The organism is Mameliella sp. AT18, from assembly GCF_028807275.1.
GTDB lineage: Bacteria > Pseudomonadota > Alphaproteobacteria > Rhodobacterales > Rhodobacteraceae > Antarctobacter > Antarctobacter albus.
Genome location: NZ_JARAMO010000307.1, coordinates 21,835 through 32,986, shown reverse-complemented (window position 1 = coordinate 32,986; position 11,152 = coordinate 21,835). Strand labels below are relative to the sequence as shown.

The 11,152-nt window shown below is 64.8% G+C and carries 9 protein-coding genes; 7 read left to right on the top strand and 2 right to left on the bottom strand.

Annotated elements, in window-relative coordinates; all coding sequences use genetic code 11:
• Positions 1-214 (bottom strand): FAD-dependent oxidoreductase (locus PVW46_RS25535; RefSeq protein WP_274578184.1); only part of this gene is annotated, 214 nt, incomplete at its 3' end.
• A 3-nt stretch (positions 215-217) separates the two neighbouring features.
• Positions 218-1,786: an FGGY-family carbohydrate kinase gene (locus PVW46_RS25530; RefSeq protein ID WP_069210961.1), complete on the bottom strand. Its 1,569-nt coding sequence runs from the start codon at positions 1,784-1,786 to the stop codon at positions 218-220.
• Between the two features lie 487 nt (positions 1,787-2,273).
• Here PVW46_RS25530 and PVW46_RS25525 point away from each other — a divergent pair, with 487 nt between their 5' ends.
• The 7 genes from PVW46_RS25525 to PVW46_RS25495 all read left to right on the top strand — a co-directional run bounded on the left by PVW46_RS25525 (position 2,274) and on the right by PVW46_RS25495 (position 11,136).
• Positions 2,274-2,849: a DUF2291 family protein gene (locus PVW46_RS25525; RefSeq protein ID WP_274578185.1), complete on the top strand. Its 576-nt coding sequence runs from the start codon at positions 2,274-2,276 to the stop codon at positions 2,847-2,849.
• Positions 2,849-5,170 carry a sugar-binding domain-containing protein gene (locus PVW46_RS25520; RefSeq protein ID WP_274578182.1) on the top strand — a complete coding sequence of 774 codons (2,322 nt, stop codon included), beginning with the start codon at positions 2,849-2,851 and terminating at the stop codon, positions 5,168-5,170. The genes PVW46_RS25525 and PVW46_RS25520 overlap by 1 nt, the downstream gene beginning before the upstream one ends.
• A 16-nt stretch (positions 5,171-5,186) precedes the next feature.
• Positions 5,187-6,251, top strand: coding sequence for an ABC transporter permease (locus PVW46_RS25515; protein ID WP_083242452.1), 1,065 nt, complete (start codon positions 5,187-5,189; stop codon positions 6,249-6,251).
• Positions 6,252-6,352: 101 nt separating this feature from the next.
• The gene (locus tag PVW46_RS25510) at positions 6,353-7,300 is read left to right on the top strand and encodes a D-ribose ABC transporter substrate-binding protein (RefSeq protein WP_043137067.1); all 948 of its coding nucleotides are present in this window, start codon (positions 6,353-6,355) and stop codon (positions 7,298-7,300) included.
• A 139-nt stretch (positions 7,301-7,439) separates the two neighbouring features.
• Positions 7,440-8,426 carry a LysR family transcriptional regulator gene (locus PVW46_RS25505; RefSeq protein ID WP_069211016.1) on the top strand — a complete coding sequence of 329 codons (987 nt, stop codon included), beginning with the start codon at positions 7,440-7,442 and terminating at the stop codon, positions 8,424-8,426.
• 60 nt (positions 8,427-8,486) lie between these two features.
• Positions 8,487-10,004, top strand: a complete 1,518-nt coding sequence (gene arfA, locus PVW46_RS25500) for an arabinosylfuranosidase ArfA (protein ID WP_069210963.1) — start codon at positions 8,487-8,489, stop codon at positions 10,002-10,004.
• A gap of 46 nt (positions 10,005-10,050) precedes the next feature.
• On the top strand, positions 10,051-11,136 hold the full coding sequence (locus tag PVW46_RS25495) for an ABC transporter ATP-binding protein (protein ID WP_069210964.1): 1,086 nt from the start codon (positions 10,051-10,053) through the stop codon (positions 11,134-11,136).
• The last annotated feature ends 16 nt before the right edge of the window (positions 11,137-11,152 follow it).

Sequence of the window (11,152 nt, the reverse complement as noted above, 5' to 3'; positions counted from 1 at the left end):
TCAGCGCCTCGCGCACCAGCCGGAACTCGTAGTATTCAAGGTAGCGCAATCCGCCGTGGACCAGTTTGCCGGACCGGGACGAGGTGCCCTCGGCCAGGTCGTCCTTTTCGCAGAGCACGACGCTCAGGCCCCGGCCGGCGGCGTCGCGGGCAATGCCCGCGCCGTTGATGCCGCCGCCGATCACGAAGAGGTCGACCTTGGAAATATCTGTCATCTCTCAAGCTCCTTCAGCCGTACGCGCCGCGGCCAGCCCGTCCCATACGGGGGCAAGACCGTCGCGTGCCTGGCGATAGGTGGTGAACAGGGTGTCGTAGACGGGCACGAGGCCCGGATCGGGCGCCTCGGACCCGCCTAGCAGGGGCGTTGTCCATTGCGCGATACAGGCGTCCATGTCGGCATAGGCGCCGATCGCCACGGCGGCCATCATGGCGCAGCCCGCGGCACCGGCCTCTTCGCGCGAGGAGACGCGGACGGGAGTGTTCAACGAGGCGGCAAGGACGCGGCGCAGGGCGCCGGAACGCGCCGCGCCGCCGGTCAGCCGCAGTTCGCTGGGCATCTCGCCCATCGCGGCATAACAATCCCGCGCCGCCATCCCGAGGCCTTCGACCACGGCGCGGATCACGTCCGGGAACCTGTGTGCGGCGTTCAGTCCGATCAAGCTCGCCCGCGCATCGGCATTGACGAAGGGGCCGCGCTCTCCGGCCTCGGAGATATAGGGGTGATAGACCAGGGCGCCGGGGCGTGACCTGTCCATCCAGCCGTCGATCCGGCCGACAAGATCGGCATGAGACGGCGCTTCGCCGAATTCGCCGATCAACTCTTCGGCCAGGGCCAGGGCCCAGTCGATGTTCAGCGTCGCGGCCATGTTGGTCTGCACCTGGGTCACCATGTCCGGCACCGGAAGGCAGATCACATAGCCTGTGCCCTCGGCGTTCAGATGCACCTGGTCCGATGTCACGGCGCGCATGTGTACGCCGGTCGACCCGACCGTGGAGCAGGCCGCGCCTGCGTCGCCCGTGTGCACGCCTGCACCAAGAGCGGTCATGACCATGTCGACATACCCCAGCGAAACCGGCGTCCCCGCAAGCAACCCGGTGGCCTCTGCCGCCTCTGGTGTCAGTGGACAGGTTTCCTGCGCGCCGTCGATGATCTCCGGCAGGAGATGGCGGTGCGCCTGTAGCCCGAGAGCGGAAATCACGGTGTCGCTGTAGCACCGGTTGCGGAAGTTCCCGAAGGTAAAGCTCGCCTCCGAAGGGTCGGTCGCGCGCACGCCGGTCAGGTTCAGAAACAGCCAGTCCTTGCAGTGCAGGGCGACCTCGGCCCGGTCCAGAAGCTCCGGGCAGGTCGCGGCCATATGGGCAAGCTGGCTGCCCTGCTGGCAGGTGTTCAGCCCGGTTCCCGTTGCCTCGAACCGCGCGCGTTCGCCTGCGCCCGCAGACAGTCGCCGGACCGTGGGCGCCGCCCGCGCGTCAAGCCAGAGCCAGGCGTCGCTGACCGCCGCATTGCCCTTGCCTGCCAGCCAGGTGCCGTCACCCTGGCCCGTCAGGGCGAGCGCGGCGGTCCGCTGGGCGATCGCGGGCATCTTCTCTGCCAGTCCGCGCAGGGCTGTGGCGCAATCGGCCCATGTCTGCGGCAGGGACTGGGTGGCAGAGCCATCCGCACCCATCACGTACCTGTTGCGGACCGATGACGCGGCCAGCTGGCGTCCCGAAAGATCGAAGGCGACGGCCTTGATCACGGAGGTGCCCGCATCGACGCCGATGATCACGTCAGACGAATCGGGCATCACCGCTTCCCTTTTCCTTGTGGGTCACCTCGGCCTCCCCCTTGTGACGCTTGTATTTTCCTGCCCTCGGAACAGGTCCGCGCGACGCGTGTTCAGGGCGGTCTTTGGCCTGTCCGCACTGCGTCCGGTTGCATTTGGTGTAACACAAAGAATCTCGACGTAGTGATTTTTTTTGCAGACAACGTAATTTTTTTCACTTATGGTTGGCGCAAACGGTCGCAGTGGCACCACGGCGGCGAATCGTCGACCCATCCAGGGAATTGAGGGGTTCCGGGCACGGCGAAAGGGGAGGAATAAAGCAACTTCAGTTGGTTGCCATTCCCGCGACAGACAGGTTCCTGCCGATTGGCAGGAAGAAACGGAACAGCCTGGTCCGCCGGGCAGAATCGCAAGAGGGGGCACGCCCGACATGGCAACCACCGGCACAGTATCTGCCAGCGCCAGCAAGGCTACGCGCAGGAATGTAATCACCGCTATCGCGGGGGTTGTGTTGCTGGGCGCGATCGCGTTCGACACAAAGGTCGTGGCCATCGGCGGCGACGAGGACCTGCGGCAGCAGGCCTTTGACCCTGACCGCTTTGGTGTCGGCGAGTTCCCCCGCATCCGCGACTTCGTCACGGGCCGCGCCCCCGAGGCAGCGGACCTGGCCCGCGAACTGGCCGAGGACAAGTCGGCGGCAACCGCAGCTTACGGTACGATGGCGGGGGCCTTTCCGGTGATGGCGGTGAAATTCACCGGCACCGTGGGCGAGGGAAAGTCCGGTATCTTCAACATCGACGTGCCGGACATGCCGGAGGGAACGCGGATCCGTGTTCAGACCGGCCCGGCGATCAACGGGACCGAGTTGCGCGATATCGTCGGCGACATCGAGTTCGGCGCCTTCAAGAACCAGATCGAGTACCAGGACGCGGGCGCGGGCATCAACCGGGCGATGTCTGCCGACGTGCTGACCGATCTCGACCGCGACAACCTGCAGGGCAAGACCATCTCCGTGACCGGCGCCTTTACCATGATCAACCCGAAGAACTGGCTGGTCACGCCCGTCGCGCTCGAGGTGCAGTGATGAAGGTGCCCGTGCATGACGAAACGCCGACCGCCGCGCCGGACAAGGTCGAGGTGGTTCTGGCCGCGCGCGACGTGACCAAGAGCTTTGGCGCGGTTCACGCGCTGAAGGGGGTGAACTTCGACGTCCACCGCGGCCAGGTGACGACGCTTTTCGGTGAAAACGGCGCCGGCAAGTCCACGCTGATGAAGATCCTGTCCGGCGTGCACATGCCCACGACGGGTGAATTGATCCTGGACGGTGCACCGGTCGAAATCCGCTCGACCGTCGAGGCGCGCGAACTGGGGATTTCCATCATCCACCAGGAACTGTCTCTCGCGCCCAACATGAACGTGCGTGACAACATCTTTCTGGGGCGCGAGATCATGGGGCCGCGCGGCGTGAACTTCGCCGAGGAAGAGCGCCAGTGCCGTATCCTGATGGAAGAGCTGGAGGAGGACATCGACCCCCTGACCCCGGTCGAGGACCTGCGCCTGGGCCAGCAGCAGATCGTCGAGATCGCGCGTGCGCTGTCGGTCAATTCCCGCATCCTCATCATGGACGAGCCGACCTCGGCGCTGTCGGCGGCCGAAGTCGAGGTGCTGTTCAAGGTGATCCATGACCTCAAGGCGCGCGGCGTCTCGATCGTCTACATCTCGCACCACCTCGAAGAGGCGCTGACCATCACCGACCATGCGGTCGTGCTGCGTGACGGGGTGATGACGGCCTATGCCCCCCGTGCGGAAATCGACCTGGAATGGATCGTCCGCAACATGGTGGGTGAGAACTTTGACCTCGGCTCGCCACCGACGGGATACGAGTTTGGCGACACCGCCCTGTCGATCGAGGCGCTCAGCGTGCCCGCGCCGGGCGGCTCCGGCTATTCGGTCGTGGACCGGCTGTCGCTGAACGTGCGGCAGGGCGAGATCGTCTGCATCTACGGGCTGATGGGTGCCGGGCGCACCGAGTTGATGGAATGCGTCGCGGGCCGCCTGCCGGCCTCGGGCGGGACGATCCGGCTGCATGGGCGCGACCTGGCCGGGATGACCATTGCGCAGCGGATCGAGGCGGGCCTTGTCCTGACGCCCGAAGACCGCCAGCGCGACGGGCTGGTCCAGACCATGACCGTGGGACAGAACCTGTCGCTGGCTTCGATCGGGGCTTTTACCCGGCGCCTGCTGACGTCGAAGGCGGATGAGCAGGAAATCATCGAACGTTCGATCCGTGAGGTGACGATCAAGACCGACGGCGGCGGCGCTGCCATTGGCTCGCTGTCCGGTGGGAACCAGCAGAAGGTCGTGATCGGCAAGATGCTGGCCACCAAGCCGTCGGTCGTACTGCTGGACGAACCCAGCCGCGGCATCGACATCGGCGCCAAGGCAGAGGTGTTCCGCCTGCTGTCCGAGGGCGCGAAAGAGGGCCTTGCCGTGGTCTATTCGACTTCCGAGGTCAGCGAATGTCTGTCCATCGCGCATCGCATCATCGTCATGCACAAGGGCAAGATCTCGGCCACCTTCGGGCCGGACGCCACCAAGGAACAGATCATGGCCGCCTCGGGCGAGGTGGACCTGCAGCAAAGCCTGACCGCGGCCTTTGGCCTGGATCATTGCGAGGTTGTCACCGACCTGCACCAGGAAGACCTGGCGCTTGGCCCGCTTGGCGCGGCGGGGGGCCGTTTCCTGACCTCGGTCATCGCCGACTGCCAGGCGAATGTCATCGGGGTTGGGCACGGGCGAACCCTGCTGGCCTGCGTCGAGAATCTGGCGCCGCAATCGGCACCGAACCTCAAGGTCGTGTCTCTGATGGGGGCGTTGACCACCGGTGCGGATGTGAACCCGCACGCGGTTGTCAAACGCCTGGCCGACAAGACCGGGGCCGAGGCGGCCTCGATGCCCGTGCCTTTCATCGCCAATTCCACCGCCGACCGCGACGTGCTGCTGGGCCAGAAGGCCGCGCAGCAGGCGGCGGAGCTGGCCGGTCAAGCGGATCTGATGATCGTGGGCATCGGCACCACTGGGGCGCAGGCAGAGCTGGTCACGACGGGCATGATCGAGCAGGCGGAAATGGCCGGTATCGCCGAGGCCGGCGGCGTCGGAGAGATGCTGGGTCATTTCTTCGACAAGCGGGGCAAACCCGTGGGCCGCGAGATCACCGACCGCATCCTGACCCAGCCGCTGGAGCGGCTGAAAGGCCGTCGCATCGTCGCCGTGGCCGGGGGCGAAATCAAGACACAGGCGATCAAGGCCGTGCTCGAAAGCGGCCTGCTCAGCGGATTGATCATCGACGAACACACAGCCCGGGCAATTGTCGACATGGACAAGCCCGACACGGCGCAGCACTGAACTGGAGATCGCGGAAATGACCGATGTCACCACCAACAAGAAGCAGGGGTCAGGCGGGCTGATCGCCTCGATCTTTGGCGAGAATGCCAACCTCGTTCAGATCCTGCTGGAAGGCCGTGCCTTCTTTGCCCTGATCGCGATCATCATCATCTTCTCGATCCTGTCGCCGAACTATGCGACCGTGTCGAACTTCCTGATCATGGCCAACCACGTTGCCATCTTCGGGCTGTTGTCCGTCGGCATGATGCTGGTGATCCTGAATGGCGGGATCGACCTGTCGGTCGGCTCTGTCCTGGGCCTGACCGGGGTCTTCGCGGGCTTCCTGATGCAGGGGGTCGAGCTGGAGGCCGCCGGGGTGATCCTGTATCCGCCGGTCTGGGCTGTCGTGGTCCTGACGCTGGGTCTGGGCGCCTTCGTCGGCGCGGTCAACGGTGTGCTGGTCGCCTATTTCCGAGTGCCGGCCTTCGTGGCCACGCTGGGCTCGCTTTACGTGGCGCGCGGTGTCGCGCTGCTGATGACCAACGGCCTGACCTTCAACAACCTGTCCGGCAACGAGAGCCTGGGCAACACCGGCTTTGACTGGCTTGGCTTCAACCGTATCGGCGGCGTCCCGATCGGGGTCATCATCCTGGCCGTGGTCGCGATTGCCGCCGGTCTGCTGCTGTCGCGCACAGCCTTTGGCCGCTGGCTCTATTCCTCGGGCGGGAACGAACGCGCCGCCGAACTGTCGGGCGTGCCGGTCAAGAAGGTGCAGATCACCGTCTACGTCCTGTCGGGCATGTGCGCGGCCATCGCGGGCCTCGTCCTCAGCTCGCAGTTGACCTCTGCCGGACCCACCGCGGGCACCACCTACGAACTGACGGCCATCGCTGCGGTCGTGGTGGGCGGCGCCAGCCTGATGGGCGGACGCGGCACCGTGCGCGGCACGCTGCTGGGCGCCTTCGTCATCGGCTTCCTGTCGGATGGCCTCGTGATCATCGGCGTCTCGTCCTACTGGCAGACCGTTTTCACCGGCGCGGTCATCGTCCTCGCCGTGATGCTCAACTCGATCCAATACGGGGGCAAGGCCAAGAAAGGTTAGGCCCGCCCCCACCCAAGTTTCGCGGTTTCCCGGGCAAGAGGAGGCCCGACGCGAAGTCCCGCCGGACCCCGGCAATCACCAACCCAAGGGAGAGAATTCTCATGATCAAGTTCACCAAACGCGCCCTGCTGGCCGCCGCCGCTTCGCTGCCCCTGATGGCAGGCTCGGCCTGGGCCGAGGGCCTGATCTCCATCATCGTGACAGACCCGGCCAACCCCTACTGGTTCACCGAGGGCCAAGTCGCCAAGGCAACCGCAGAAGAGCTGGGTTACGAAGCCACCGTTGCCGCGCACAAGGGCGACACCAACGTGGAATCCAACCTGATCGACGCGGCCATCACCAATGGCGCCAAGGCGATCATCCTTGACCCTGCCAACGCGGACGGGTCCGTCGGCGTGGTGCGCAAGGCGACCGAGGCCGGCATCCCGGTCTTCCTCGTGAACGCCGAGATCAACGAATCCGGCATCGCCATCGCGCAGCTGGTGTCGAACAACGCCCAGGGTGCAGCGCTGGGCGCCGTTGCCTGGCAAGAACTGGTCGGCGACGAGGCCAAGTATGTCGAGTTTTTCGGCAACCCGGCCGACAACAACGCTGCCACCCGTTCGAACGGGTACAACACCGTGCTGAGCCAGTATCCGGACCTCGAGAAGGTCGCGCAGGAAGTGGCCAACTGGGACCGGACCCAAGGCTATACCAAGATGCAGTCGATCATCCAGGCCAACCCGGTCATCGATGCCGTCATCTCGGGCAACGACGAAATGGCGCTGGGTGCGATCGTCGCGCTGAAGGAGGCGGGCAAGCTTGAAGGCACCATCGTCGGCGGTTTCGACGGCTCGCCCGACGCGGTCGAGGCCGTGCGCGCAGGCGAGATGGCCTATACCGTTCTTCAGCCGGTTGCCGTCTTCTCGCGTGAGGCCGTGATCCAGGCGGACTACTACATCAAGAACGGCGAGCCGAAAGTGGCCCAGGAAAAGCAGCTGTTCGACTGCGCCCTGATCACCCCGGACAACGTCGACAAGTACACTGCGCCCTTCACTCTGTCCGAGTGATCCCGGCACGGATGTGGCAAAGCGGGGCGCGCCTTCGGGCGCGCCCTTTCCTTTGCGGGGTTGCTAAACCGGGGGCGCAGGGCGAGTCTGGCAGCAGATGCCCGGCGCGGCGGTCGGGTGGGTACTGGGGGCTGCGGCCGTGTCACACTATCTTCGCTCACTCCGGCCGGTTCAGCTGCGCCTCATCAGCGCGATTGCCGGTCACGGGAAACTGCGGCTCGCGGCGGATGTCTGCGGGATGACCACGCCGGCCGCGTCGCGGATGCTGGCCGACATGGAAGAGAACATCGGCTCTGCCCTGTTCGAACGGACGCCCAAGGGGATGCGCGCGACGCCCGAGGGCACGGTGCTGGTGACCCATGCGCGCAAGCTGGTGCATGACATCGACCGGATGTCGCAGGATTTCTCTGCCCATCTGGGCGGCATGGGCGGGTCGGTGCGCGTGGGGGCCGTGACCGGCGGGGCGCTGGCCGCGATGATCCCTGCGATCCTCGACCTCAAGTCCGTGGCGCCGGGGATCGACGTATCGCTGGATGTCTCGTCGTCGTCGCAGCTGATGTGGGGGCTCGAACGCGGCGATTACGATTTCACGCTGAGCCGGGTCGGCCCGCACGACTATTCGCGGGATTTCGACATCCAGCCCGCCCGAGACGAGGAGGTCCTGCTGATGGTGCGGCGGGGGCACCCAATGGCCGAGGCGGGCCGGGTGTCGCTGGCTGACCTGTCAGACCAACTCTGGACGATGCAGGACCGTGGGGCGCCGATCCGGCACGCGCTTGAAATCGCCTTTCACGAGGAAGGCACGGACCTGCCCGACAACCTGATCAAGACTGCCTCCGTGGTGGCCATCATGGCCCTGCTGCGCGAGTCCGATGTTATCGCGGTGGTCACGCAGGAGGTGGCCGACCTGCTGCTGTCGCCGCCCTATTGCGCCGATCTGGTCCTTCTGGACACGATCCGGCCCATCCCGATCGAACCCTACCACATCCTCTGTCCACGGGATCGCCTGATGTCGGCGGCGGCCCGACGGCTGCTTGGGCTTGTCGAAAAGCGGCTGGGCAAGGGGCAATCGGATCCGATCTTCATTACCAATTCTGTCAACGCGATAGACCAAGATGTAAATTGAATGTAAACGCGCGGCGACCCTACTGTGCCCCCAACACGACATTCGCACCTGGGAGGGGACATGAAGGGCCGCGCTTCGATACATCGGGATTTCAGCATCGCGCAGATCGATGACCGTCTATATTCGGCGTTCATCGAACACATGGGGCGGGCCATCTACAGCGGCATCTACGAGCCTGATCATCCCACCGCAAACGCTGACGGGTTCCGCAATGACGTGCTGGACCTGGTGCGCAATCTCAAGATCCCGGCGATCCGATATCCGGGTGGCAATTTCGTCTCGGCCTATAAGTGGGAAGACGGCGTTGGCCCGAAAGAGGATCGTCCTGTCCGGCTGGACCTGGCCTGGCGGTCCAAGGAAACCAACCAGGTGGGCATCAACGAATTTGCCCGCTGGGCCAAGGATGCCGAGATCGAGATGATGCTGGCGGTGAACCTCGGCACCCGCGGGATCGAGGAGGCGCGCAACTTCGTCGAATACTGCAACCACCCCTCCGGTACCTACTGGAGCGATCTGCGCCGCAGTCACGGCGTCGAAGACCCCTATGGCGTCAACATGTGGTGTCTCGGCAACGAGATGGACGGCCCCTGGCAGATCGGCCACATGGAGGCCAAGGAATACGGGCGCCTTGCCGACGAGACCTCTAAGGCGGTCAAGGCCTTCGGCACGGGGATCGAGACGGTGGTCTGCGGTTCGTCCAACGACCAGATGCCGACCTACCCGGACTGGGAACGGCAGGTGCTGGAAGAGTGCTATGAGAATGTCAACTACATCTCGCTGCACAAGTATTTCGGCAACAACAGCCGCAACAGCCTGAACTACTTTGCCAAGGTCGAGGAGACCGGGCGCTATATTCAGTCGATCGCCGGGGTGATCGACTATGTGAAGGCCAAGAAACGGGCCAAGAACGACATCTATATCTGCTTTGACGAGTGGAACGTCTGGTATCACAACCGCGAAGAGGACTCGAAGAATTGGCATTCCTGGGACTGGCCCGAAGCGCCGGCGCTGCTGGAAGAGGACTACAACCTCGAGGACGCGATCTTTGTCGGCGGGTTGCTCAACGAGTTCATCCGCCGGTCCGACCGGGTCAAGATCGCCTGTATCGCGCAGCTGGTGAACGTCATCGCCCCGATCCGCACCGAACGCGGGGGCAAGGCCTGGGCGACCTCGATCTACTATCCCTACCAGTTCGCAAGCCTCTATGGCCGCGGCACCGCGCTGAACGTCGCGGTGGACTGCCCGCGCTATGATGAGGCGGTGGCGCAGGACGTAAACTATCTGGACGTGGCCGCGGTGCTGGCGTCGGACGGCAAGTCGATCACGGTGTTCGCCATCAACCGCAGCCCGGACGAGGCGATGGAGCTTGACCTGGCGTTGCATGGTTTTGACAGCCTCAAGCTGATCGACCATCAGGTGATGGGCGGGGACAGCAGCCTGGCCCGCGTGGCCAACACCTGTGCCGAACCGAACAAGGTAACCCCGCGCAAGGGCGACAGGCTGGCCGTGGGCGAGGGTGCGCTTAAGGGCGAATTGCCGGCCTTTTCCTACAGCATGATCCGGCTTTCGGTCGGCTGAGGCGGAGATGCCCGGCCAAGGTGAAACGAAAGAAGGGGGAGGCACGATGAAGGACGCGGGCGTTCATCTGAGAGGGATCAAGAAGAGCTTTGGCGCCATCGACGTGATCCGTGGGGTCGACATGGACATCCAGCGCGGGCAATTCGCGGTCTTCGTCGGCCCGTCCGGATGTGGCAAGTCCACGCTCCTGCGGATGATTGCCGGACTGGAGGATACGAGCGATGGCCAGATCGCCATCGGCGACCGCGACGTGACGCACGAGGATCCGGCGGATCGCGGCGTGGCGATGGTCTTTCAGTCCTACGCGCTGTACCCGCACCTGTCGGTCTATGAAAACATGGCGTTCAGCCTGCGCCTGGCCAAGCGGCCAAAGGCCGAGGTGGACGAAAAGGTGCGCGAGGCCGCCGGTATCCTGCAATTGGTGGAGCACCTGGACAAGAAGCCCGCGCAACTCTCTGGCGGGCAGCGTCAGCGGGTGGCCATCGGGCGGGCCATCGTGCGCGCGCCGGAGGTGTTCCTGTTCGACGAACCTCTGTCCAACCTGGACGCCGAGCTGCGGGTGCAGATGCGGCTGGAACTGGCGCGGCTGCACAAGGCGCTGGGCGCCACGATGATCTACGTCACGCATGACCAGGTCGAGGCGATGACGCTAGCCGACACGATCTTTGTGCTGCAGGGCGGCTACGTCCAGCAAAGCGGCGCGCCGCTGGATCTGTACGACGATCCGTCAAACCGCTTCGTCGCGGGCTTTATCGGGTCGCCGTCGATGAATTTCCTTGATGCGACGGTGTCCGGGCACGGGGACAACGGCGTGACAGCCACGCTGACCGGCCAGCCGGACATCAGCTTTGACATCCCCCTGGTGGACAAACCCGCGCACGGCGCACGGATCGCGCTGGGGATGCGCCCCGAGCATCTTCAGGTGACAGAGGGACAGGGCCTGCGGGTCACGGTGGACGTGGCCGAGGAACTGGGCGGCGTGTCCTACCAGCACGGCACGCTGGACGGCGGCGAGCCGGTGATCTTTCAACAGACCGGCGCCCGGCACGGGATGCACGGAACGATACAGACGGTGACGCCCGACCCCGGGCGCATCTTCGTCTTCGACGCTGAAGGCGACCGCATTCGATAAGGCAATGACAGTCAGG

Bases quoted from the DNA above. Each gene is read 5' to 3' on its own strand.
- PVW46_RS25530 (WP_069210961.1), bottom strand. From the start codon at position 1,786: ATGCCCGATTCGTCTGACGTGATCATCGGCGTCGATGCGGGCACCTCC.
- PVW46_RS25520 (WP_274578182.1), top strand. From the start codon at position 2,849: ATGAAGGTGCCCGTGCATGACGAAACGCCGACCGCCGCGCCGGACAAG.
- PVW46_RS25515 (WP_083242452.1), top strand. From the start codon at position 5,187: ATGACCGATGTCACCACCAACAAGAAGCAGGGGTCAGGCGGGCTGATC.
- PVW46_RS25510 (WP_043137067.1), top strand. From the start codon at position 6,353: ATGATCAAGTTCACCAAACGCGCCCTGCTGGCCGCCGCCGCTTCGCTG.
- arfA (WP_069210963.1), top strand. From the start codon at position 8,487: ATGAAGGGCCGCGCTTCGATACATCGGGATTTCAGCATCGCGCAGATC.
- PVW46_RS25495 (WP_069210964.1), top strand. From the start codon at position 10,051: ATGAAGGACGCGGGCGTTCATCTGAGAGGGATCAAGAAGAGCTTTGGC.